Genomic DNA, 23,042 nt, shown 5'->3' with positions numbered 1-23,042 from the left:
CGGCGTGCGGCTTGCTGCGCGTTCTTACCGGCGGCGTACGTGCCGGAAGGCGCGCAGCGCCGTGGTGTAGCCGCGGGCCAGCGTCTCCTGGCCGAGGCCCAGGGGCGGCTCGAGGGCGACACCGCGCTGGGTGGCGATGGTCTGGGCCTCGGTGAACCGCAGCAGGCCCTCGATCCCGTGGCGGCGCCCGACCCCGGAGTCCTTCATGCCGCCCATGGGGGCGTCGACGCTGCCGTAGCTCACCCCGAAGATCTCGTTGACGTTCACGGTGCCCGCCTCGAGCCGGGCGGCGACCTCTTGGCCGTGGGCGGTGTCGCCGCTCCATACGCAGGCGTTGAGGCCGTACCGGCTGGTGTTGGCGAGTTCGATCTGCTCCTCCACCGTGCGGCACCGGTACAGCGCGATGACCGGGCCGAAGGTCTCCTCTTCGAAGCACGTCATCTCCGGGGTGACCCCGGTCAGTACGGTCGGCTCGAAGTAGTACGGGCCGATGTCCGGCCGGTGCCGGCCGCCGACGAGGACGTGCGCGCCCTTGGCGACCGCGTCCTCGAGGTGCTCGGTCACGGTGTCGAGCTGCCGCTGCGAGACGAGCGAGCCCATGTCGGGGCCGTACTCCAGGCCGACGCCCAGCCGCATCCTGCGGATGCGGTCCAGGAACTCCCTGGTGAACGCGTCGTACACCCGGTCGTGGACGTAGATCCGCTCGCTGGAGCCGCACAGCTGGCCGGCGGAGGTGAAGCAGTCGCGTACGGCACCGGCGGCGGCCTTGACCGGATCGGCGTCGTCGAGGACCAACAGGGGGTTCTTGCCGCCGAGTTCCAGGGAGCTGCCGATCAGCCGGCGTCCGGCCCGCTCGGCGACGAGCCTGCCGACCTCCGACGACCCGGTGAAGGAGATGTGGCCGGCCCGCTCCACGACTGCTCCGCCGACCGTCGGCCCGTCGCCGAGCACCACCTGGTAGACGCCGTCGGGCAGTCCGCACTCACGCAGCAGCCGGACACCCCACAGCACGCTGAGCGCACCTTGGTTGTCCGGCTTGTGCACGACGCCGTTGCCTGCGAGCAGCGCCGGGAGCACATCGGACAGGCCCAGTTCGAACGGGTAGTTCCAGGGCGAGATGGTGCCCACGACGCCGATGGGGGCGCGCAGCTCCAGCACGTGGGTCAGCCACGGCAGCAGGCCGTAGCGCCGGGCGGGGGCGAGAAGTCGCGGCGCCCGAAGCCCGTAGTAACGGGCGTTCATCGAGGTGCCGGCGACCTCCTGGAAGGCGTGCCAGCGGGACTTGCCGGTCTCCACCTGGATGAGGTCGATGATCTCGTTCTGCCGGGACAGCAGCAGGTCGTGGAAGCGCAAGCCCACCTCGGCGCGTTCCTTCGCCGTGACGGCCGCCCAGCTCTCCTGGGCGCGGGCGGCGGTGGCGTAGGCGTTGGCCACGTCGTGCTCGGTGGACTGCGGGAGTTCGACGAGCGGCTCCCCGGTCAGGGACGAGACGGTCTTGACGGGGGGAGCACTCGCCACCGCGTAGGCGAGGAGCGGTTCGAGGGGAACGTTCGTCGTGGTGCGCATCTCGGCTCCCGATCTCGTACGGCTGTCAGTACGACTTCTCCAGGCCGAGGGTGTGCTCGGCGACGAAGTTGAGCAGCATCTCCCGGCTCACCGGGGCGAGATGGGCCACCCGGACCATCGGGTAGAGGATGCCGACGAGGTGCTCCTCGGTCAGGCCGTAGCCGCCGTGGATCTGCACCGCCTGGTCGACGGCCCTGATCGCGGCCTCCCCCGCGGCGTACTTGGCCATGTTGGCCACTTCTCCGCTGATGTCCTGGCCGTTGTCGTACAGCCAGGCCGCCTTCTGCACGAAGGTCCTGGCCAACTCGAGATTGATCTTGGCCACGGCGAGCGGGTGAGAGAGACCCTGGTGTGCGCCGATGGTGGTGTTCCACACGCGGCGCTCCCGGGCGTGGTGGGCGGCCCGGTCGATGGCATAGCGGCCGAGCCCGGCGCTCCAGGCCGCGAACGTGATCCGTTCGGGGTTGAGCGCTCCGGCGAACAGCATCCGCAGGGCGGAGCCGTCCCCACCGACCAGCGCGCTGTCGGGCAGCCGCACCTCGTCCATGGTGACGTCGAACTGCCCGGTCGCCGCGGTGAAGACCATCGGCGTCCTCTCGTACGACAGGCCGGGCGCGTCCCTGTCCACGATGAACAGGGCCGGGCGCAGCTTGCCGGTGGCGGCGTCCTCGGTGCGGGCGATCACCATCATGGCGTCGCACAGATCGACCGCGGAGACCAGCGACTTGCGGCCGGACAGCACCCAGTCGCCGCCGTCCCGCCGGGCGGTGGCGGCGATGCGGTGCAGATTGGAGCCGCCGGCCGGATCGCTGACGCCGAAGGTCATCCGCGCAGAGCCGTCGGCGAACCCCGGCAGCCACCGCTTCTTCTGCTCCTCGGTGCCCGCCTTCGCGAGGAAGGTGGCGCACATGGCCGCCGAGACGGGGAGGAACAGCAGCGGCACTCCCCCGGCGGCGAACTCCTCGGCAACGATCTGCAGTTCGTAGATCCCGGCGCCGCCGCCGCCGTACTCCTTGGGGATACTGACGCCGAGGAACCCCGCGCGGCCGGCCTCCTCCCACACCTCGGTGGTGTCCTCGCCGGCCTTCGCCTTACGGACGAAGTACTCAAGCCCGTAACGGCCGGCCATCTCTGCGACCGAACTGCGCAGCCGCTGCTGTTCCGGTGTCTCGTGGAAGTGGTTCATCGCACCCCTTCGCCCTCGTCCGCCTTCGCCGGCTGCCGGGCCTCACTGCCCCGGACAGCCGCAGCCCGCTCAACGTAGGAGGAGCCATTGCGCATCACGGTCCCCAGGGGGCACTCTGTGGCCGATCAGCCACTTAAGGAACAAGGGTGCGAATCCATCGGCCACCTCGGACACCGGCACCCGGCCGCATGACCGGCGAGATGGGGGTGGAGAAGCGGAACGTGGGCCAAAGGTACGTACAAAGAGATGGACTGAAGGCCGTCGCCAGCGCGCCGAGGGCCGGACCAGGAAAGTGGAGGGTCTGTGTCGTACCGCAACGATGACCGGAGACCGGCCGGACGGGCAGGCGTCGTCCTGCGCAGCCTCAAAGTCCTGCACCGGTCGGGTCTGATCCGGCTCGGCCGGCCCGATCTGCTCGTCCGCTCGGGGCGCGCGATCCGCACGCTCGGGCTGGCCGCCGGTCCCGTGTGGGCAGGGGCCCGGAAGGACGGGGACGCCCTGTGCCTGGTGGACGAGCTGGGAGAGCTGACGTTCGGCCAGATCGACAGAAGGACGAACGCCCTCGCGCGGTCCCTGGCCGAACGCGGCATCGGGCCGGACTCGTTGGTCGCCCTGTTGGCCAGGGACCACCGGGGAGCGGTGGAGACCATGGTCGCCGCGGGCAAGCTGGGCGCCCGGATGCTGCCGATGAACACCGGGTTCCCCGGACCCCAGTTGGCCGAGGTCGCGGAACGCGAAGGCGTGGACGCCATCGTGTACGACGAGGAGTTCTCGGCGACCGTGGCCGCGGCCTCGTTCCCGGAGACGGTGCGGCAGTTCCTGGCCTGGACGGACGGCGAGCGCGCCCCGGAGGGATCTGCCGTACCGACGCTGGAGCAGCTGATCAAGGACGCGGACGACCGGCCTCTGCCCCCGCCCGCCAGCCCCGGCCCCCTGGTCCTGCTGACCAGCGGTACCAGCGGGACGCCGAAGGCCGCTCCCCGCGCCGTCGGAAACCCGCTGGCGGTCGCGCAGTTGCTGGATCGGATACCGCTACGGGCGGGCGAGTGCACGGTGATCGGGGCACCTCTCTTCCACGGCACCGGGCTGTCGCAGTTCCTCATGTCCCTGTCGCTGGGCTCGGCCGGCGTGGTGCGCCGCCGGTTCGACGCCGAGGCGACGCTGCGCCAGGTCGAGAAGTACCGGGCCACGGCACTGGTGCTGGTGCCCACGCTGCTCCACCGGATCCTCGACCTCGACCGGAAGATCCTCGACTCGTACGACACCTCGTCGCTGAGGATCATCCTGGTGGCCGGGGCGCCACTCACCCCTGAACTGGGCAACCGGGCCACCGAGGTGTTCGGCGACGTGATCCACAACATGTACGGATCCACCGAGATATCGGTCGCGACCGTGGCCCTGCCCGAGGACTGGAAGGCCGCTCCCGGAACCGTGGGCCGGCCGCCTGTCGGCTCCCAGATCGCGATCCTCGACGAGCACGGGCAGCGGATCACGGAACCGGGCGTGACCGGCCGGGTGTTCGTCGCCAGCGACCTGGCCTTCAAGGGCTACACCGACGGCCGGACCCGCGAGATGATCGACTCGATGCTGAGCTGCGGCGACATGGGCCATCTCGACGCCGAGGGCCGCCTGTTCATCGACGGCAGGGAGGACGACATGATCCTCTCCGGCGGCGAGAACGTGTACCCCGGCGAGATCGAGAACCTCCTGGCGGAGCACGCGGAGATACGGGAGGCCGCGGTGATCGGTGTGCCGGACGCGGAGTTCGGCCAGCGCCTGAAGGCGTACGTCGTCCCTGTCGACGGCGCCTCGCTGGACGAGGACGAGGTGAGGTCGTACGTCAGGGCGCGCCTCGCCCGCCACAAGGCGCCCAGAGAAGTGGTGTTCCTCGACGAGCTGCCCCGGAACAGCACAGGAAAGCTGACCAGAAACCGACTTCTCTAGCCACCCGGAGGATCCCTGTCCGTGCGCCGGGCGGGCGGACCTCCGCATCGCCCGACTGCCCGGCCTCACCATCAGCGTCCGAGCTGATGCCGTGCGTACACCTTCGAACCCTCGGCCCGATCCGTCCGTTTCCCTAAGCGAAGCCTGGGCGACATCTGACGGGAGTTGCCAGTGCGATCATGATTCGTCCGCACATGGAAGCATCCCTCCGCACTCGTTCAGCATCGCAGCTCCGCCTCGCGCGGGCATGTTCCGGCACCGGCGCCGGGGTGCCTGCCCGCCGAACCGTACGTTTGTCAGAGGAGTCGGCATGGCACAGCCCCCGCTGGTGACCGAGTGGCCGTTCGGCCAGGTCCCGACCGTGAAGACAACGAACACCGTCGCAGAAGTCCGGCACAGATCCGTCTCCGCTCGCGTACGAACGGCGATATCCGCAGGGGCGCCACACGACGGCACCGGCGCGCAGCCCGATGCGACGACCGTCGCGGTCGGCATAGCCGATCACGAGATCCTCGTACGGGGCGGCGTCCGGGCGATGCTGGAGCAGGCCGAGGGCATCCGCGTCGCCGGAGAAGCGGACGACGCGGGCGCGGCCGTCACGCTGGCCATGCGTCACCAGCTCGGAGTGCTGCTGATCGACGGCGAAATGGCCGGCGCCCAAGGGGCCCGGGTCGTCCGGGCCCTGCGCCGCCTGGCGCCCACGACCGCCGTGGTGGTGCTCGCCTCGTCACTGGACGGCAAGCATGTCGACCAGGTGCTGCGGGCCGGTGTCGCCGGTTGCCTGCTCAAGAGCGGCAACCCGCAGGAAATCGTTTCTGCAGTGCGGGTGGTGGCCACCGGTGGGGCGGCGCTCGGCCCGGAGGTCGCGAAACGCGTCCTGGAACGGGTGGCGCAGATAGACACCGAGCGTGTCGAGCGCGCCCGCGAACTCATCGGCGGTCTGACGGTGCGGGAGAAGGACGTACTGGCGCTCGTCGCGCAGGGCATGGCGAACAACGAGATCGGGCGGGCCCTTCATCTGAGCGAGGGAGGCGTCAAGGCCCACATCAGCCGCCTGCTCACCAAGCTCGGATGCGGCAACCGCGTACGCGCCGCCCTCATCGCCCACGATGCGGGACTCACCGGCGGCATCGGGGAGGACCAGGCATGACCCCGGCCTGTGGTCCGTCGGCCGAGGTCTCCACGAGAAGGTGAGGGGCAGCCACCTGGTGGACAAGCCGACCGGAGGACCATGACGTGGAGGTGGTCTGCAGCCCGTGCAGATCCGCCTCCACCCCGGCGTCGGTCCGGACCCCGACCGTTTCGACCCCAACCGTTTCGACCCCGCCCGCTGGCTTCCCCAGCGGGCCGCGGCCGTTCCGCGCACCGCGTTCTTTCCGTTCGGCGCGGGCGCCGGGAAGTGCGGCGGCGAGCGGTCCCGCCTCGTCGAGGCGTACGGCCAGAGGCGGCGGGGAGGCCCCGAACATCGCTCCGATGGAGCGGGGCACTCCCCCAGCCACCACTGAGGGGTGCCCCCACATGCCGTGCCCGGCATCCCTCGCTCACTTGGCGAGATAGCCCCCATCGACGACGTGGTCGCTGCCGGTGAGGTACGCGGCCTCGTCGGAGGCCAGGAAGGCGATCAGCTCGGCGACCTCCTCCGGGCGCGCCGGCCGCCGCAGCGGGACGGCATCGAGCACGGCGTCGGTGGCGCCCGGTGGGAGTGCCGCCACCATCGGGGTGTCCACCACGCCCGGCGAGACCGAGAGCACCCGGATACCTGAGCCGGCGTGCTCCCGGGCTGCGGTGCGGGTCAGCGCGAGGACTCCCTGCTTGGCGGCGGCGTACGCCCCGTGGCCGCGGAACCCGGCGTGGGCGGCGATCGACGCCAGGTTGACGATCGCCCCGCCGCCCGCGGCGGCCATCGCCGGGATCTGGTACCGCATCGCGTGGAAGACCCCGTACAGGTTGACCTTGAGCACGGTGTCGAACTCTGCGAGCGGGAACTCGCCGATCGGCAGCAGCGCGCCGTTGATGCCCGCGCTGTTGACGGCGACCCGCAGCCCGCCGGCGAGGCCCGCCGCCTCGGTCACCACCCGCTCCACCGCCTCGGGGTCGGTGACGTCCAGCCGCCGTGTCAGCGCCCGGCCGCCGTAGGCGGTGATCTCCTTGGCGACCCGTGCGGCCCCGTCCACGTCCAGATCCGTGACCAGGACCTGCGCGCCCTGTGCGGCCAGCCGTCGGGCGCAGGCCGCCCCGATGCCCGAAGCCGCGCCGGTCACCATGGCCACCCGGTCGTCGAAGGGTGCGCGCACTGTCTTCTCGTCCACCCTGTGCGTCTCCTCCTCCGTGTCGGTCTCGTTCACGGCCGCCCGGCCCGTCGTGGCGTCAGCGTCACGGGCACCCGTTCCGGTCGGATCACCGTGCCGACCAGGGTCCGCACCGGCTGTCCTTCGGCGGGTGCCAGGCTCCAGCGGCTCGCGAAGCAGGCCAGGGCGATGGTGAGTTCGGCCCAGGCGAACTCCTCGCCGACGCAGAGCCGGTTGCCCGCCCCGAAGGGCAGATAGGTGCCGCGCGCCGGTTTGGCGGCGTCGCCTGCCCAGCGCTCGGGGGCGAAGCGGTCGGGGTCCTCGTACAGTTCGGCGTCGCGGTGCAGCGCGTAGGGACTGAAGAAGACGTCGGTACCGGCGGGCAGTTCCGTGCCGCCGAGGGTGAGCGGCTGGATCGTGCGGCGCATGGAGAGCCAGGAGACCGGGTGCAGGCGCAGGGTCTCGGTGAGGATCTGACGGGTGTACGACAGAGAGCGCAGGTCCTTGAAGCCGGGTGGGCGTTCGCCCAGTACGGTGTCCACCTCCTCCTGCAGCCGGGCCTGGACCTCGGGGTGGCGGGAGACCTCGTGGACCGCGAAGGCCATGGCGGCGCTGGTCGTACCGGTGCCGCTGAGGAAGAGGGTGATCAGCTCGTCGGCGACCTCGCTGTCGTCCATGGAGCCGTCCGGGCCGTCCGCCAGCAGCAGCATCGAGAGCAGATCGCCCCTGTCGCCGCCGTCGGCCCGGTAGTCGTCGATGATCCGTTGCTGGGCGGTGCGCAGCCGGTCCAGCGGCCCGCCGTCCGGCGGACGCCAGCGCGGCAGTACGGGGATGCGTTCCGCCCAGGCCTGGAGCGGCGAGAGGGCGAGACTCATCGACCGGTACTTGACGGAGAGCCACTCCTTGACGGCGGCGTGCAGTTCGGGGCCGGGACCGGTGGCGAAGAGGGTGCGCAGCAGGATGTCCATGGTGAGCCGGTTGATCTCCGGTACCAGGTCGACCACCGTGTCGGGTTGCCAGGCGGCGGTCCTGACGGTGGACCGCTCGGACATGATGTCGGTGTAGCGCTCGATCCGCTCGTGGTGGAAGCCGGGCTGGATCAGCCTGCGCTGGCGGCGGTGGAAGTCCGCGGAGGAGGTGGTGAGCCCGTTGCCGAGCGGCTTGCGCAGGGTGTCGAACATCGCCCCCTTGTCGAACCCCCGGGCCTGGACGGCGAGCACCTCTCGGATGAGCTCGGGTGAGTTGACCACGTGGACCGGGCGCGGGCCGATGAAGATCTTCACCATCGGGCCGTACTCACGCAACTGCCGCATGAACTCCAGCGCTTCGCTGTTGAGTTGTCGGCCGTGGCCGGTCAGGGGACGGCGACCGCGCGCCACGGGAGTCATGGGCATGACACCCGGTATTGCGGTGCTCATCTCAGATCTCCCCATGGGTGCGGAGGTAGCGCCGGCCGGCGAAGAGCCCCATGGCGGCGAACGCCTGGGTATGCGTCTGGTAGTGGGTGAGCAGCGGGCGGGGGCCGTACATCAGCGGTTGCCCGGGCCAGTTGCCGTCGGGGCGCTGAAAGGCGATCAGGTGATCGAGGCCGGCCGCCCAGCGCTCCTTGTCCAGCACACCGCCGGCCTCCAGGGCGGCCAGCGCCAGACCCGTCGCGGCCGGGGAACTGGCCTCGCCCGCCTCGGCGGGCCAGCCGCCGTCCGGGTTCTGGGTCTCGGCCAGCGCCAGGGTGGCGGCGTGCGGATCGGCACCCCCCGGAGCGAGCGCGGCCAGCACCTCCGCGGTGGCATAGGGGAGCCCGTGATACCAGGCGGCGTTCCAGCGGCCGTGACGGCGAAACCTTTCTTCAAGCCAGCTGCGAGCCTCGTCCCGTTCTATGAGATGGGTGTCGGAGTGCAGGTCCAGGGCACTGACCACGTGGGCGACGACGTCCTCGACGGGCGGGTCCCCGGCGGACTGCCAGGTGCGCCAGAGGCCGTCGGCCAATTGCTGCTCGGCCAGGTGGTGCAGACCACCGAAGACCGTCCCCGCCGGGGCGGAGGCGTGCCGCAGCGCGATCAGGGCCGCGCTGGTGGTGTCGTTGTCGGACTCCACATGGGAGCGGAACGGCCAGCCGCCGTCGGGATTCTGCACCCCGACCAGGAAGTCCACCGCACGCGGCAGGGCATGGCGGTCGAAGACCGGCTCGCCGCGGAAGACCCGCATCATCAGGGTGGTGTCCCAGACGTCGCTGGAGGTGAAGCGCCAGGTGCCGTCGGGGAACTGACTGCCGAGCAGGTATTCGGTGCAGCGCCGGGCCGCCGAGCCCTCGGGGTCTCCCGCCTGCAGCGCCAGCGCGGCGAGTGCGGTGCTGACGGGGTTCGCGAAGAAGTCGCCGGCCGGTGACTGTTCTTCGGCGATGCGGCGGGCGGCCTCCTGTGCCCGCTCCAGATTGCCGAAGTGGGCCTCCACCAGGGCATGGGCGGACCAGAGTTCCACGCGGGTCCAGCGTTTGAGACGGCCGCCGTGCGACCAGCCGTCGCTCAGCGACTTCCGCAGTCTGGCCAGGTCGCCGCCGGCGGTCTCCCGGCCGGTGTGCAGCGCCACCACCTCGAGCAGGCGAGCCCGTGCCGCGAGCGCGGGGTCGTCGAAAGAGGGATGGCGCAGATCGATGCTGCCCCCCTCGCCCAGTGCCAGCGACCGCAAAGCGGTCTCGACCGCCAGGGCTGCGGGGTGGTGTTCCTGGGGCGCCGCACCGCGCAGCCAGGCGAGGGCCGCTGCCGCCGCCACGGGGGCGTCGGGGTGTGCCGCTCGGGTGAGAGAGAGGGCTGCCAGTGCCGTCTCGGTGATCCGCGGATCCGGGTCCGAGACCCAGGAGCCGTTGCTCTGCTGAGAGGAAAGGGCCTGCCAAGTGGCAAGCGCCACGGCCCTGTTGATCCGTTCGGAGGTGAGTGCTGTTGCGATCCCTGAGGTCATGACTACCTCTCCGCGAACGCAGCCGACGCTGCCGGTTGAAGGTGATCAGTAGGATGGCGCCGAAAGACGATCAGTGAAAAGTGAAATTCCGGTAAAGCATCGCAGTCTTCGCGATTGCACTTGCGGCGAAGGCACTTGACTGCTGGTCTGATTCCACATCGGGGGCTTGACTACCGCCGCTCCTACCCATGATTGTTCATTGGTATACACCATTCTCCTGAGATGAGGGAGACCATCATGGGTACGGAACAAGACACCCTGAACGTGCTCACCTCCGGCGCCGAGTGCGCGGCCGGATGAGGGCCGGAACACCGCGCTGGACAGGCGCCGCCGCCGACCATCCGCCACAGGAGATCCTCCGCATCGCGGACAACTGCTCCTTTGCCATGCAGAACATGACACGTCTGGACACGTGGGTGCGGGACCTCGACCTGCCGGTCGATCAGGCCCTCGTGCCGCTGATGTGCCTCCAGACCGCGTTCTTCGCCCCCTGGCTTCCCTCCAACTCCTGCTACCAGGTCTCCCAACTCACCATGTGGCTCATGGCGTTGGACAACGTGCTGGACGATCCCGACGCGGACGCCGACCGGCTCGCCGCCCGGGTCACCGACTGGCGTCGGATCATCGAGGGCGGCCCAGCCGCCTCCGACGACTCGATGGAGGTCGCGCTGGCGGAGATCAGCGCGAACCTGCACCACGCCGGGCGGCCCGACCTGCTCGCCTTCTGGCGGGACAGCATGCACGAAACCCTGACCGGCATGTGGCTCGAAAGGGAGGCGGCCGAGGCCGCCATCCGCGGTGAACTGCCCCGGCTCCACAGCTATCTGCTCTACGGCGCCTGGTCCATCGGCGTGGAGCAGCAACTGGCCGCCATGTGGGCACTGATGGACGAGCCCGACCTGCCCCAACGGCTCCCCCTCCTGCGCAGCGCGCTGCGCCACGCCGCCAAGGCCATCCGTCTCGTCAACGACCTGCGCGGCCACCGGCGCGAGCAGTCCGAAGGACAGGTCGACGCCCTGGCCATCGGCCTCAGCGAGGACCAGGCGCGCCGCGCCTCCGCCGAGAGCTTCGAGGACTGCCGACTCGAACTGGCCCCGCTCACCGCGACCGCGTACGGTCCGGCCGTGGCCCTGGAGCGCGTACTGCTCTGGCACACCCGCATGTACGAGCGCTTCGACCCGGTCCGCCCACGGCAGGAGGGCACCGAGTCGCTCACGGTCCGGGCACCGTCGCCGGACCTCTCCCCCCGACGCACCACGGTGACCCGACCCGTCACCGACACTCCGGAACCCGCAGCGAGGAGAACCCGAGAGATGGTTGCCGAACAGCAGATCCTGGACATCATCGCCGCCGACGGCGAGTGCGACAACGCCACCCTGGAACGGGTCTTCAACAGGCTGGAGACGGTCGACGCGGACTTCCTCAAGGGAACGTGGAAGGGGGGTTGGTTCGAGAGGGGCACGGAGAACGCCGGTCTGATGGAGCAGATGCGGTGGTACGGGAAGCGGTTCGTGAGCGAGGACCACGTGGAGCCCCTGCTGTGCACCCGTGAGGACGGAACCGTCTACTCCTTCGAGGACATGGGACTCGCGACGATCCGTGAGGTCGTCTTCCGCGGCAGGGTGTCGGCGGGGATGGTCTACGACCAGCTGCCGATCGTGGACCACTTCCGCCGGCTCACCGACGACGTGATGCTGGGATTCATGGACAAGAAGGGCGCGACGGAGGACTTCTACTTCCACCTCACCCGCGTCCCCGACCCCACCGGCGGCGGCACCCCGGCGACCGCGGCCGTGCTCCGCTCCGGCAAAGGCGAGTACTCCCTCGAGGAGGTCGAGCTGGCCGAGCCCGGCCCCGGCGAACTACGGGTGAAGATAGCCGGTACGGGGCTGTGCCACTCGGAGCTGATGGCCCGCTCCGAGATGTACGCGTCGATGCTGCCGATGGTGCTCGGACACGAGGGCGCGGGCGTAGTGGAGGCCGTCGGACAGGGAGTGTCGGGCATCAAGCCCGGCGACCACGTGGTGCTCTCCTTCGACTCCTGCGGCGAGTGCGCCAACTGCCGCGGCAGCCACCCGTCCTGCTGCGAGACCTTCACGCCCCGCAACCTCCTCGGGCGCCGTCTGGACGGCTCCACCACGGTCCGCGACAGCGAGGGAAGGCAGGTAGCGGCCCGCTGGTTCGGCCAGTCCTCCTTCGCCACCCACGCCATTGCGACCGCCCGCAACGCGGTGGTCGTGGACCCCGCGCTACCGCTGGAGAAGCTCGGGCCGCTGGGATGCGGCATCCAGACCGGCGCGGGCGCGGTGCTGCGCGCACTGCGGGTCTCGGCGGGGTCGAGCATCGTGGTGCTGGGCGTCGGTTCGGTCGGCCTCTCCGCGGTGATGGCGGCCCGGGTGGCCGGTGCCGCCCAGATCATCGCGGTCGACCTCAACGACCGGAGGCTTTCACTGGCACGCGAGCTCGGCGCCACCGACACCGTACGCGGCGACGTGGCGGACCTGACCGAGCAGATCCAGAAGGCGGCCGGCGGCGGCGTCCAGTTCGGCGTGGACACCACCGGCGTCCCGGCGGTGATCTCCGCCGGGATCGCGGCGCTGCGGACCACCGGGACCATGGGTCTGGTCGGCCTGCAGAACGGTCTGCTGGAGCTCGACGCCCTGGCGCTGGGCACCGGCAAGACGCTGATGGGCATCGTCGAGGGCGACGTGGTGCCGCAGGACTTCATCCCGCAGCTGATCGCCCTCTGGCAGCAGGAACGATTCCCCTTCGACCGGCTGGTCAAGACCTATCCGCTGAGCAGGATCAACGAGGCCGAGCAGGACATGCTGGCGGGCCGGGTCATCAAGCCCGTTCTCATCCCGTAGAGGTCGACTCGGCCCCGCATCGCCACAACTGCCACGCGCGGGCGCGAAGGGTGCGGGAGCTGATCCGGTCTGCCTGATCGACGAATCGGCAGGACCGGTACGCGAAGAAGGCCTGGGAGACCCCGTTCGCCTGTCGATGCTGCCGCGTTCGGCGCAGGTGTGCGCGATGAACCGTGCGGTGTACGCGTCGCAGCTCTTCTTGATCACTTGCCGGGCAGCCTGCGCCCCCAGGCCGCAGGCCCCAGGCCCGCCACCCCGTTGCGCGCGCCGGATCGCCTCAAGTACCGCCGCCGCACGAGCGTCGGCAGCGGCTTGACCTGCACCACCAGCTTCAAGGCCCCCGACCGTACAACTCCCCGACCGGACCGACCGGCGGCCGTAGCAGCGACAACGGCCACCGGATCCCGCCCGGCGCGCGGTGCAAGTCCCGCGCGGGAACGACATGCCGGCAGCCGAGTGCCCCCCTGGGGCAGGGCCCGGATGTCGACCAACAGCACGGCGATTCGGGAGAGACCGAATCCATCGGCCATGAGGAAACCCCCAGAGGGGCGCGCAGGGTCACTTCCGGGTAGTCGTGGTCAGCGCGTGACGTCGACGAGATGAGATAACCATGCTGAATCCAGCACGACTCGGACTGACGCTGCCGGACGGGACTCTGCCCGAACGGCTCGAGACGGCGATCGCGGTGGCAGGCCGCTGCCCCGAACCCTGGCTGGACTCCGGTCTGCGCCCCTTGCTCAGCAGAGCCGGCAAACGCCTCCGTCCCGCTCTGGTCTTCGCGGCGGCCGGCTGCGGCACGTCGGCGGATATGGCAATGGCGGTCTCCTGCGCGGCGGCGGTGGAACTGATCCATCTCAGTTCGCTGGTCCACGACGACCTCATGGACGATGCGGACAGCCGTGGCGGCATCAGTACCCTGCACGCGAGCAGGGGGTCTGAGGCCGCCGTCCTCGGTGGTGACTACCTGTTCGCCGCCGGAGCGCGGCTCGCCTCGGCGGTCTCGGCGGTCGCTGCCGACACCTGTGTGGAGGCGTACGCCGACATGTGCACGGGCCAGGCGCGCGAGACCGCCAACCGCTACCGCACCGACGTCACTGTCGACGAGTACCTGCTCGCGGTGAACGGCAAGACGGCGGCGGTCATGCGGGCCTCCTGCAAGCTGGGGGGCCTGTGCGGTGGCCTGCCGGACGACCAGGTCGAGGCGCTCGCGAGCTTCGGCGAGTCGTTGGGCATGCTTTTCCAGCTGGTCGACGATCTGATGGACGTGGTCTCGACCGAGCAGTTGTGGAACAAGCCCGTCGAACACGACCTGGCCAACGGCGTCTACACGGTGTGCGTACTCGCCGCGATGCGGGAGCAGCCCGGCCGGCTGCGTGCCCTGCTCAGCGCCGACATGACCACCGCGCGGGTCAGCGAGGCGTACTCCTGCGCCCGGCAGTACGGCGTACCGACTGCCATGGAGCTGATCGAGCAGTACCTGCGAGCGGCCGACAGCGCGATGGAGGCCCTTCCCGCTTCGCCGGCGCGGTCCCAACTCGCCGCTCTCCCAGGGCGGTACGTGGCGAGCGTGCTGGAGCGGCGGGTCGACCCGCGGTACCGGACACTGCTGGCCGCGGGTGGCGCGGCTGCCACCCGGCCGGGCCCGGCCGACGCTCTCGACGTCCTCGTATGAGCGCCCGCCCGTGTGTCCCCGGATCGGCAGCGAGGAGTTGGTGATGAACCCGAGGAACGTCATCGTGTGCGCAGGGCGCACCGATACCGCCGGCGATGACCAGGAGTCAGGGGAATTTGCCGTCGCAACGGAAATCCGTGACGGCTTCGGATGGGTGCACCGGTTCACCGCGGCCCCTCTCCTCGCCTCGGCACTGGAACGACGCGGCCTGCGCACCCGCTTGGCGGCCATGGCCACCGCCGGAACGACCGACGCGGCCGAGGTACGAGTCGACCCCGCCACCGCGGCCTTGGTCCGGTCGGCGGCCGACCGGCCGGTCGCTCTGCTAGCCGAGATCGGGGCCGGGCAGGACGACGGAGCGGAGGCGCGCCGGCGTGCCGTCGATGACGTCCGTGCGGTGTGGGAGCGGGCGGTGGGCGGGCGGCAGGTGCTGCTGGCCGGGCCCCGGTCGTTCTGTGCCGGGGTGGAGCGGGCCATCGAGATCGTCGAGCGGGCCCTGGAACAGTGGGGCAGCCCGGTGTACGTGCGCAAGCAGATCGTCCACAACGTGCACGTGGTAAGCGAGTTGGAGTCGCGTGGCGCGGTGTTCGTCGAGGAGGTGACCGAGGTTCCGGAAGGGGCCACGGTGGTGTTCTCGGCGCACGGTGTCGCACCGGCGGTCCGGCAGGCGTCGGAGGCGCGGGGGTTGCGGGTGATCGACGGAACCTGCCCGCTGGTGACGAAGGTGCACACCGAGGCCCGCAGGTTCGCCGAGCGCGGTGACACCATCGTGCTGATCGGACACGCCGGCCACGAGGAGAGCGAGGGCACCCTCGGCGAGGCCCCGGACCGTACCGTTCTGGTGGAGAGCGTCGAGGACGTGGAGCGGCTGGACGTGGACGGCCCGGTGTCCTATCTGATGCAGACCACGCTGGCGGTGGACGAGGCGGCCCGGACGGTCGGTGCGCTGCGCGAACGGTTCCCGCACCTGGACGGTCCTGCGTCGGACGACATCTGCTACGCGACCACGAACCGTCAGGAGGCGTTGCAGGCGGTCGCCGTGGACGTCGATCTGGTGCTGGTGGTGGGTTCGGCGAACTCGTCGAACTCGGTGCGGCTGGTGGAGACCGCGCAGCGGGCGGGGCGCCGGGCCCACCTGATCGACAGCCCGTCCGACATCGAACTGGAGTGGCTGGCCGGCTGCCGGACGGTGGGGGTGACGGCCGGGGCATCGGCCCCACCGCCGCTGGTCGACGCGGTCATCGACGCCCTGCGGGGCCTGGGACCGGTGACGGTCGCCGAACGGACCGTCATCGAAGAAACGATCCGCTTCAATCTGCCCAAGGAGGTGCGGTGATGGCAGTCGACATGGACGTGTCGTCGTCGGTCCGCAGCCCGCGTGACCTTCGGCTCCTCGACATGGCGAAGCTGACCGGGCTGGCCGCGCAGATTCGGCGCTACCTGGTGGACCGCGTGTGCCGAACGGGCGGGCACCTCGGCCCGAATCTGGGCGTGGTCGAGCTGACCATCGCACTGCACCGGGTCTTCGACTCACCGCGGGATCCGATCCTGTGGGACACCGGCCACCAGGCGTACGTGCACAAATTGCTGACGGGCCGCGCGGAGGCATTCGCCCGGCTCCGTCAGGCCGGGGGTCTGTCGGGCTATCCCAGTCGCGTGGAGTCCGAGCACGACTTCGTCGAGAACTCGCATGCCTCGACGGCTCTTTCCTACGCGGACGGCATGGCGAAGGCGTTCCGGCTGAGGGGTGAGCACGACCGTACGGCCGTCGCCGTCGTCGGAGACGGTGCGCTGACCGGTGGCATGTGCTGGGAGGCCCTGAACAACATCGGGGCGGCGGGCGACCAGCGGCTGGTGGTCGTGGCCAACGACAACGGCCGTTCGTACGCACCGACGGTCGGGGGCTTCGCCGCACACCTCGCCCGGCTGAGATCCGACCCCGGCGCCCGCTCATTGTTCGAGGAAGTCGGCCTGGACTACATCGGGCCGGTCGACGGGCACGACCTGGAGGCGCTTGAGGCGGCGTTCACGCAGGCACGCGACCGCCGGAGGCCGGTGGTGGTGCACTGCGTGACCGAAAAGGGGCGCGGCTATCGACCGGCCGAGACGGACGAGGCGGATCGTTTTCACGCCGTCGGCGTGGTGGATCCGGCCACCGGGCGGCCCACCGTGGGCGGCACGGCGTCGTGGACCGATGTGTTCGGCTCGGAGCTGCTGGATCTGGCCGGCCGACGGGACGATCTGGTGGGGATCACCGCAGCGATGCTGCGTCCGGCAGGCCTGTACCCGATGGCGCAGCGGTATCCGCACCGCGTCGTCGATGTGGGGATGGCCGAGCAGCATGCGGTCACCTCGGCGGCCGGTATGGCGATGACGGGACTGCACCCCGTGGTCGCCGTCTACTCCACCTTCCTCAATCGCGCGTTCGACCAGGCGTTGATGGACGTGGCCCTGCACCGTCTGCCGGTGACCTTCGTCCTGGACCGTGCCGGTGTCACAGGGGAGGACGGCCCGAGCCACCACGGCATGTGGGACCTGTCCCTGTTCCGGCTCCTGCCCGGTGTCCGGATCGCGGCGCCACGCGACGCGGCCACCCTGCGCCGGGAACTGGCCGAGGCGGTGGAGGTGGACGTCGGCCCGACGCTGGTGCGCTTCCCCAAGGGCCCGGTCGGCCCGGACGTGCCCGCCGTGGACCGGATCGGCGGGCTCGACGTACTGCGACAGGCGCCGGGCCGGGACATCCTGCTCGTGTCGGTGGGCGCGATGGCTCCCGCCTGCCTGGCGACCGCGGATCTGCTGGCGCGGCACGGCATCAGCGTCACGGTGGTGGATCCCCGGTGGGTCGTACCGGTCGATACCGCGCTGCTGCCGATGGCACGCGTCCACCGTCTCGTGGCCGTCGTCGAGGACGGCAACGTCGCCGGAGGCGTCGGCTCGGCCGTGGCGGAGCTGCTGCGCGACCACGAGATCGCCACCCGGGTACGTACCTTCGGCATCGCACCGCAGTTCCTGGCTGCGGGAAAGCGGCAGGACGTCCTCGCCGAACAAGGACTCCATCCCGAAGCACTGGCCCAGCAGCTCGTCCGGAGCCTCGACGGGCCGCACCGGCCGGTCCCGCCCGCGGAGACCGAACGCCCCTACGGTGAGGAGGTGGTGGGCCGATGAGCGCACCCACCGTGCTGCTCGGCATGCCCGATCCCGCGCCGCACGTGCTGGCGCCGCGGCGTGCCACTCGTCAGTTGACGGTCGGTGCGGTCGGCGTGGGCAGCGAGCACCCCGTGTCGGTGCAGTCCATGACGACCACGGTCACCGCCGACGTCAACGCCACCCTGCAGCAGATCGCCGAACTCACCGCCGCCGGCTGCGACATCGTCCGAGTCGCCTGCCCCTCGCAGGACGACGCCGACGCCCTGCCGTCGATCGCCCGCAAGTCCAAGATCCCGGTGATCGCGGACATCCACTTCCAGCCGAAGTACGTCTTCGCCGCGATCGAGGCCGGCTGCGCCGCCGTCCGCGTCAACCCCGGCAACATCAAGAAGTTCGACGACAAGGTCAAGGAGATCGCCCAGGCAGCACGCGACCACGGCACACCGATCCGGATCGGCGTCAACGCCGGCTCGCTGGACCCCAGGCTGCTGAAGAAGCACGGCAAGGCGACACCCGAGGCACTGGCCGAGTCCGCCCTGTGGGAGGCATCACTCTTCGCCGAACACGACTTCCACGACCTGAAGATCTCCGTGAAGCACCACGACCCCGTCGTGATGGTCCGCGCCTACGAACTGCTGGCCGCCCAGTGCGACTACCCGCTCCACCTCGGCGTCACCGAAGCCGGGCCCGCCTTCCAGGGCACCGTCAAGTCCGCCGTCGCCTTCGGCGCCTTGCTCCGCCAGGGAATCGGGGACACCATTCGCGTCTCCCTCTCGGCGCCACCGGTGGAGGAGGTCAAGGTGGGAATCCAGATCCTGCAGTCCCTCAACCTCAGGCCGCGCAGACTCGAGATCGTCTCCTGCCCCTCCTGCGGCCGGGCCCAGGTCGACGTCTACAAGCTCGCCGAAGAGGTCACCGCCGGACTCGAAGGCCTGCCCGTGCCACTTCGCGTCGCCGTCATGGGCTGCGTCGTCAACGGACCGGGCGAAGCCCGCGAAGCCGACCTCGGCGTGGCCTCCGGCAACGGCAAGGGCCAGATCTTCGTCAAGGGCCAGGTCGTCAGAACCGTCACCGAATCGAAGATCGTCGAGACCCTCATCGACGAAGCCCTGCGCCTCGCCGAGCGGATGGGCACCAGCGACGGAGAAACCGGGACGACGGGCAACAGCCCGGTGGTCACGGTGGTGACGTGACGGCCTGGACACAACCGGCCGTGGGCGACCAGCCGCCGAGCGCAGCGACGCGGCCGGGGCCAGGGGCGTGGTCAACAAGGTGTTCCTGCCGAACTCCGGCGACAGGAAGGCCGCAGAAGAGGCGATTGTCAGGGTGTCCAGCTATGTGGGCGAACTGACTCGGCGAAAGGAACGCGAACCCGGGCCCGACCTTCTGTCCGCCCTGGTCGCGGCGTGGGACGTCGACGAACGACTGACGCAGGAGGAGATCTCCGGTACGAGTGCCCGGTACCCGTCGGCGTCCGGCGTTTCGCCACGGAGGACATGGAAATCGGCGGAGAGAAGATCTCACATGGCGACGCCCTGCTGCTGGCGATCACCTCGGCGGCGCGTGATGGCGAGGTGTTCACCGAGCCCGACCGCTTCGCCCCCCCCGCAGGCACGAGGCCGGCCGCCATATGGCCTTCGGGCACGGCGTTCACTACTGCCTTGGCGCCCAGCTGGCGAAGATGGAGGCCGATGTGGCCGTCTCGTCCCTGCTGCGCCTGCTGCCCGGCCTGTCCCCGGGGCATTCCCGTGGAGCAACTGCGCTGGCTGGACAACCTCAACCTCCGCGGAGTCCATGAACTTCCTGTGACCTGGGGCTGAGCCGTTCCGTCCGGACGCAACGCCGGTCTGGAGGAGTGGACCCGCCCTCGGAGCACAGCAGTGTGGCGGTGGCCGGTCGTCCCGGCCACCGCCACAGCGGGCTTCGATCAGCCAGCAACGGGCGTCAGTCGGCCCGATGTTCGGGCTGTTGAGCTATGCGTGCCGCGATCTGCTGGGCGACTCCGTCGGCCAGCTTCTGGTCGCCCAGCCGGGTCCGCCACGCCACGGTCAGCTCCGTGCCCGAGGGTACCCAGGTCCGCATGCGTCGCCGGAGGCGGACATCGTCGCCGGGGCCGGAAACGGAGTAGTTCAGGTGAATGATCAGCCCGTGATGGAGGAAGTCCTCGGCGACCAGGTACCACTCCGAGGGGGACTTCGTGACCGTCCGCCAGGTGCAGGGCACTCGGTCGTGAGTGTCGGGATCGGTGAAGAACTCCGTGAACCGGTAGCCGACTTCGGTGATGTCGGCGCTCTCCTTCTCCAGCCCGTCGGAGCCCTGGATGATGTCGCGCATTCCGCGGCCGTCGGACCGCGTAAGGAAATCCCATATCGCCGAGACCGGCGCCGGAACCGGCACCTCGGTGTCGACGACGAGCGACTCGCCTTCCGTTTCCGTCGCGCTCATCCGTTCATCACCACGGGCAGTTCGCGGACCATGTGGTGGAAGACGGCGTCCGACCAGGTCGGCTCCGAGGCGACGGCCAGTCGCGGGAACCGGGCGTGGATCCGGGGCAGGCTGATGCCCAGTTCGGTACGGGCCAGTGCGGCGCCGACGCAGAAATGAATACCGCCGGAGAACGCCAGTGACGACCTGGTCTCGCGGGCGGGGTCGAATCGGTCGGGGTCGGGGAACACATCGGGATCGCGGTTCGCGGCGCCGAGCAGCAGCCGGACGCTGGAGCCCGCCGGAATGGTTCCGCCCGAGAACTCGACGTCACGGGTCGCGAAGCGGAGGAACGGGGTGATCGTGGTCGGCGGGTCGTACCGCAGCGTCTCATTGACGAAAGCGGTGATATCGCCGTCATCGCCGCGGAGCCAGGTGAGCTGTTCCGGGTTCTCCAGCATCGCCAGCACACCGTTGCCGATGCCGGCGGCCGAGGTCTTGAAACCCGCGCACCACAACGCCCAGATCATGGGGACGAGTTCGCTCTCCTCGAGCTCGTCCGTCCCGGCGCCCGCCTTCCTGGCCAGTGCCGTGACCAGGTCGTCTTGAGGATTCCTGCGTCGCTCTGCGATCAGCCCGGCGAGGTAGTCCTCCATCTCGGCGCTGTGCTTGTCCGCGACGTCGAGCACCTCGGCGGGGGCCTCCGGATGGGCGCTCAGTACGCCCTCGACGAGTGAGGACAGCCATGTCCGGTCGCCCTCCGGTATTCCGAGGAGATCCGCGATCGTCGCCACCGACAAGGGCTCCGCCACGGTGCGGTGCAGATCGACCGTTTCGCCGTCCAGCAAGGGCTCGGCAACGGCATCGAGCAGGCGATCGCAGATCTGGGCGATGCGGGGCCGAAGCCCTTCGACCCGGCGAGCGGTGAAATCGCGACTGAGCGCCTTCCTCAGCCTGGTGTGCTCCGGAGGATTCGTCAGCGCGATGCTGCCGGCGAAGATCCTCACCGAGCGGTGCCGGAGAGCATCGGGGTAACGGGCTTCCAGCATGGAACGGTCCGGGCTGAGGAACACTGTGCCGCTTTCCTGCAGCACACGGGAAACATCGGCATGGCGGCTGAGAAGGTAGGTACCGCTCGTCGTCCGGTGCACCGGATCATTTGTGCGCAGCCATTCCAGGAACGGATACGGATTCCTGCGGTTCTCCGGCTCCAGCAACCGATGCAAGGCGTCGACCGGTGCGCTGTCCTGCGTGTCCCCGGCTGTCTGACCGGCCATGTGTCACATCACCTCTCCGAGCAGATCGGTCTTGCGTTCACGGGAAGTCGGTTGTCAGCCGGACTTGGATCGGGCAACCACCCTCAGCGGAAGCGCATTCGGCGTCACGGAGACCTTCGCCACCTCGGTGATCTCGTGCCCCGGAACCGGCCGCAGCTCCCAGCGGGGTGCGATCGCGGCCAGGCCGAGCATGACCGCGGTCCAGGCGTAGCGGTCGCCGATGCACTGGCGGTTGCCCGCGCCGAAGGCGAAGTAAGCGTTGCGGGGGATCTTCTCGGCCCGGCCCGGCAGCCAGCGGTCGGGGTCGAGCCGCAGCGGGTCCTCATAGATCGACGGGTCCCGGTGCATGGCGATCGGGCTGATCAGCACCTGGGTGTTCGCCGGTATGGGCACCCCGCCGAGAGTCACGTCCCGCACCGTGCTCCGGATGAGCAGCCAGAACGCGTAGAGACGGAACACCTCCTTGGCCACGCGGTTGGTGTAGTCGAGCGCCATCAGGTCCTCGAAGCCCGCGGGCCGGTCACCGACCACCTCCTTGACCTCGGCGGCGATACGGTCGGCCACGTCGGGCCGCCGGCTCAGCTGGTACAACGCCCAGGCCAGCGCGTTCGCGGTGGTGTCCCGGCCGGAGAGCGCGATCGTGATCACCTGGTCCCGGATCAGTTCGTCGCTCATGGACTCGCCGGTGTCCGGATCGTGCGCCTGGATCAGCATGGACATCAGGTCACCACCGTCGGCGCCGGTGGCCCGGTAGTCGTCGACCGCGCGCTCGCAGCTCCCCCAGATGTTCTCCATCGCCCGGGTGAACCGCCGGTTCGCCGGTGTCGGCAGCTTCTCCATCACCCCCAGCGGGGCCAGAGTGCGCTTGACGATGCCGTCCTGGACGGTCGGAAAGGACTCTTCGAGCGCGCGGCTCGCCTCCCGGCCGAGGTGCGAGGAGAAGAAGGTCCGGGCGACGAGGGTGAGGGCCGCCGACTGCATCTCGTCGTCCATGGAGATTACTTGTCCGGGCTGCCAGGACTCGGCCAGCTCTGTCAGACAGTCGCTCATGATCTCGGCGTAGCGGGCGATCTGCCGGCGGTGGAAGGCCGGTTGCATCATCCGGCGCTGCTGCAGATGGAATTCACCGCTGCTCACGCTGGCCAGCCCGTCGCCGACGAACTCCCGGACCTTCTCCCAGAAGACCCCCTTGTCGTAGTCGGCTGCGTCGTTGACGAAGACCCGCCGGATGAGGTCGGGGTCGTTGACGACGTACGCCGCTTTCGGCCCGAAGCCGATACGGACCACGGGGCCCTGGGACCGCAGGCTCTGGAAGAAGTCGAGGGGCCTGCGGCCGAGCTGGAGGAGATGCCCGAGCACGGGGAGGCGACCGGGGGCGTTCGGAACGGGCACGGGCTGGCGCATCTCTTCGTGTTCCATGGTCTCGTGAGAGCGGTTCATCCTTTCGGCCTCCTATCGGGCGCCCAGGAAGGCCCGGATCTGCCGCGCCACCGGACCGGGACTCCCGGTGTGCGACGTACGGGTCCATGTCGGCGGCCGTCAGCGCGTCCAGCACGAAGCCTGACCAGCGCGGGATCGAGGCCGTGCCGGGCGAAGACTTCTGCAAGCATGTGCGTGCCTGCTCGATATCGGGTGGTTGATACCGCGGATGTGATCACTGTCATCGGCCACTCCGGTCGGCATGGCCGTTCCGCGTCGGCATGTGATTGGCACCTC

18 protein-coding genes and 2 pseudogenes are annotated in these 23,042 nt (G+C 69.9%); 11 read left to right on the top strand and 9 right to left on the bottom strand.

Going from position 1 to position 23,042, the window contains the following annotated elements:
- Window positions 1-24: 24 nt before the first annotated feature.
- Both ACWD4J_RS14230 and ACWD4J_RS14225 read right to left on the bottom strand, forming a co-directional pair.
- Window positions 25-1,566 (bottom strand): succinic semialdehyde dehydrogenase, encoded by a 1,542-nt coding sequence (locus tag ACWD4J_RS14230; protein WP_451395636.1) that lies wholly within the window; start codon window positions 1,564-1,566, stop codon window positions 25-27.
- 25 nt (window positions 1,567-1,591) lie between these two features.
- Window positions 1,592-2,752: an acyl-CoA dehydrogenase family protein gene (locus tag ACWD4J_RS14225; protein WP_451395635.1), complete on the bottom strand. Its 1,161-nt coding sequence runs from the start codon at window positions 2,750-2,752 to the stop codon at window positions 1,592-1,594.
- 303 nt (window positions 2,753-3,055) lie between these two features.
- Between ACWD4J_RS14225 and ACWD4J_RS14220 the strand changes: the two genes are divergently transcribed.
- The 3 genes from ACWD4J_RS14220 (at window position 3,056) to ACWD4J_RS14210 (ending at window position 6,201) form a co-directional block, all read left to right on the top strand.
- A complete protein-coding gene (locus ACWD4J_RS14220; RefSeq protein ID WP_451395634.1) occupies window positions 3,056-4,696 on the top strand; it encodes an AMP-binding protein in 1,641 nt (546 codons plus the stop codon).
- Window positions 4,697-5,006: 310 nt separating this feature from the next.
- A complete protein-coding gene (locus ACWD4J_RS14215) occupies window positions 5,007-5,846 on the top strand; it encodes a LuxR C-terminal-related transcriptional regulator (RefSeq protein WP_451395633.1) in 840 nt (279 codons plus the stop codon).
- A 106-nt stretch (window positions 5,847-5,952) separates the two neighbouring features.
- Window positions 5,953-6,201 carry a cytochrome P450 gene (locus tag ACWD4J_RS14210; protein WP_451395632.1) on the top strand — a complete coding sequence of 83 codons (249 nt, stop codon included), beginning with the start codon at window positions 5,953-5,955 and terminating at the stop codon, window positions 6,199-6,201.
- A 36-nt stretch (window positions 6,202-6,237) separates the two neighbouring features.
- Here the strand turns inward: ACWD4J_RS14210 and ACWD4J_RS14205 are convergent, their stop codons facing one another.
- Genes ACWD4J_RS14205 through ACWD4J_RS14195 form a run of 3 tightly spaced genes read right to left on the bottom strand, consistent with a single transcriptional unit; the run spans window position 6,238 to window position 9,939 of the window.
- A complete protein-coding gene (locus ACWD4J_RS14205; protein ID WP_451395631.1) occupies window positions 6,238-7,005 on the bottom strand; it encodes an SDR family NAD(P)-dependent oxidoreductase in 768 nt (255 codons plus the stop codon).
- Window positions 7,006-7,037: 32 nt separating this feature from the next.
- Window positions 7,038-8,402 (bottom strand): cytochrome P450, encoded by a 1,365-nt coding sequence (locus tag ACWD4J_RS14200; protein WP_451395630.1) that lies wholly within the window; start codon window positions 8,400-8,402, stop codon window positions 7,038-7,040.
- Between the two features lies 1 nt (window position 8,403).
- Window positions 8,404-9,939 carry a prenyltransferase/squalene oxidase repeat-containing protein gene (locus ACWD4J_RS14195; protein ID WP_451395629.1) on the bottom strand — a complete coding sequence of 512 codons (1,536 nt, stop codon included), beginning with the start codon at window positions 9,937-9,939 and terminating at the stop codon, window positions 8,404-8,406.
- 296 nt (window positions 9,940-10,235) lie between these two features.
- On the opposite strand from ACWD4J_RS14195, the pseudogene ACWD4J_RS14190 reads away from it, so the two are divergent.
- Both ACWD4J_RS14190 and ACWD4J_RS14185 read left to right on the top strand, forming a co-directional pair.
- Window positions 10,236-11,678, top strand: a pseudogene (locus ACWD4J_RS14190) (DUF4334 domain-containing protein); the annotation flags it as partial.
- Window positions 11,679-11,732: 54 nt separating this feature from the next.
- Window positions 11,733-12,806, top strand: a complete 1,074-nt coding sequence (locus tag ACWD4J_RS14185; RefSeq protein ID WP_451395759.1) for an NAD(P)-dependent alcohol dehydrogenase — start codon at window positions 11,733-11,735, stop codon at window positions 12,804-12,806.
- Window positions 12,807-13,009: 203 nt separating this feature from the next.
- Here the strand turns inward: ACWD4J_RS14185 and ACWD4J_RS14180 are convergent, their stop codons facing one another.
- Window positions 13,010-13,141, bottom strand: coding sequence for a hypothetical protein (locus tag ACWD4J_RS14180; RefSeq protein ID WP_451395628.1), 132 nt, complete (start codon window positions 13,139-13,141; stop codon window positions 13,010-13,012).
- A gap of 275 nt (window positions 13,142-13,416) precedes the next feature.
- Here ACWD4J_RS14180 and ACWD4J_RS14175 point away from each other — a divergent pair, with 275 nt between their 5' ends.
- The 6 genes and pseudogenes from ACWD4J_RS14175 (at window position 13,417) to ACWD4J_RS14150 (ending at window position 19,423) form a co-directional block, all read left to right on the top strand.
- Complete coding sequence (locus tag ACWD4J_RS14175) at window positions 13,417-14,478, top strand: polyprenyl synthetase family protein (protein ID WP_451395627.1); 1,062 nt, start codon at window positions 13,417-13,419, stop codon at window positions 14,476-14,478.
- Between the two features lie 43 nt (window positions 14,479-14,521).
- Window positions 14,522-15,814 (top strand): 4-hydroxy-3-methylbut-2-enyl diphosphate reductase, encoded by a 1,293-nt coding sequence (ispH, locus tag ACWD4J_RS14170; RefSeq protein WP_451395626.1) that lies wholly within the window; start codon window positions 14,522-14,524, stop codon window positions 15,812-15,814.
- Between the two features lie 11 nt (window positions 15,815-15,825).
- Window positions 15,826-17,643 (top strand): 1-deoxy-D-xylulose-5-phosphate synthase, encoded by a 1,818-nt coding sequence (locus ACWD4J_RS14165; RefSeq protein ID WP_451395758.1) that lies wholly within the window; start codon window positions 15,826-15,828, stop codon window positions 17,641-17,643.
- Complete coding sequence (gene ispG / locus ACWD4J_RS14160; RefSeq protein ID WP_451395625.1) at window positions 17,640-18,818, top strand: flavodoxin-dependent (E)-4-hydroxy-3-methylbut-2-enyl-diphosphate synthase; 1,179 nt, start codon at window positions 17,640-17,642, stop codon at window positions 18,816-18,818. Before ACWD4J_RS14165 ends, ispG begins: the two co-directional genes overlap by 4 nt.
- 213 nt (window positions 18,819-19,031) lie before the next feature.
- Window positions 19,032-19,217 (top strand): annotated as a pseudogene (locus ACWD4J_RS14155) (cytochrome P450); the annotation flags it as partial.
- Window positions 19,218-19,255: 38 nt separating this feature from the next.
- Complete coding sequence (locus ACWD4J_RS14150; protein WP_451395624.1) at window positions 19,256-19,423, top strand: cytochrome P450; 168 nt, start codon at window positions 19,256-19,258, stop codon at window positions 19,421-19,423.
- 146 nt (window positions 19,424-19,569) lie between these two features.
- Here ACWD4J_RS14150 and ACWD4J_RS14145 read toward each other — a convergent pair whose 3' ends face one another.
- From ACWD4J_RS14145 to ACWD4J_RS14135, 3 genes are read right to left on the bottom strand one after another with little or no spacing between them, the layout of a single operon-like run.
- A complete protein-coding gene (locus ACWD4J_RS14145; RefSeq protein ID WP_451395623.1) occupies window positions 19,570-20,070 on the bottom strand; it encodes a hypothetical protein in 501 nt (166 codons plus the stop codon).
- Entirely contained in the window at window positions 20,067-21,326 is a 1,260-nt protein-coding gene (locus ACWD4J_RS14140; protein ID WP_451395622.1) for a cytochrome P450, read from the bottom strand. Before ACWD4J_RS14140 ends, ACWD4J_RS14145 begins: the two co-directional genes overlap by 4 nt.
- Before the next feature lie 54 nt (window positions 21,327-21,380).
- Complete coding sequence (locus ACWD4J_RS14135; protein ID WP_451395621.1) at window positions 21,381-22,766, bottom strand: cytochrome P450; 1,386 nt, start codon at window positions 22,764-22,766, stop codon at window positions 21,381-21,383.
- Window positions 22,767-23,042 lie beyond the last annotated feature (276 nt).

The organism is Streptomyces sp. NPDC002577 (assembly GCF_053594815.1).
The sequence above is the reverse complement of the archived record's forward strand: the minus strand, read 5'-3'. Positions and strand labels throughout refer to the sequence as shown.

Coding starts and splice junctions, on each gene's coding strand:
- ACWD4J_RS14140 (WP_451395622.1), bottom strand. CDS start 21,326: ATGGCCGGTCAGACAGCCGGGGACACGCAGGACAGCGCACCGGTCGAC.
- ACWD4J_RS14150 (WP_451395624.1), top strand. CDS start 19,256: ATGGCCTTCGGGCACGGCGTTCACTACTGCCTTGGCGCCCAGCTGGCG.
- ACWD4J_RS14165 (WP_451395758.1), top strand. CDS start 15,826: ATGGACGTGTCGTCGTCGGTCCGCAGCCCGCGTGACCTTCGGCTCCTC.
- ACWD4J_RS14195 (WP_451395629.1), bottom strand. CDS start 9,939: ATGACCTCAGGGATCGCAACAGCACTCACCTCCGAACGGATCAACAGG.
- ACWD4J_RS14200 (WP_451395630.1), bottom strand. CDS start 8,402: ATGAGCACCGCAATACCGGGTGTCATGCCCATGACTCCCGTGGCGCGC.
- ispG (WP_451395625.1), top strand. CDS start 17,640: ATGAGCGCACCCACCGTGCTGCTCGGCATGCCCGATCCCGCGCCGCAC.
- ACWD4J_RS14225 (WP_451395635.1), bottom strand. CDS start 2,752: ATGAACCACTTCCACGAGACACCGGAACAGCAGCGGCTGCGCAGTTCG.
- ACWD4J_RS14135 (WP_451395621.1), bottom strand. CDS start 22,766: ATGAACCGCTCTCACGAGACCATGGAACACGAAGAGATGCGCCAGCCC.
- ACWD4J_RS14215 (WP_451395633.1), top strand. CDS start 5,007: ATGGCACAGCCCCCGCTGGTGACCGAGTGGCCGTTCGGCCAGGTCCCG.
- ispH (WP_451395626.1), top strand. CDS start 14,522: ATGAACCCGAGGAACGTCATCGTGTGCGCAGGGCGCACCGATACCGCC.
- ACWD4J_RS14145 (WP_451395623.1), bottom strand. CDS start 20,070: ATGAGCGCGACGGAAACGGAAGGCGAGTCGCTCGTCGTCGACACCGAG.
- ACWD4J_RS14175 (WP_451395627.1), top strand. CDS start 13,417: ATGCTGAATCCAGCACGACTCGGACTGACGCTGCCGGACGGGACTCTG.
- ACWD4J_RS14230 (WP_451395636.1), bottom strand. CDS start 1,566: ATGCGCACCACGACGAACGTTCCCCTCGAACCGCTCCTCGCCTACGCG.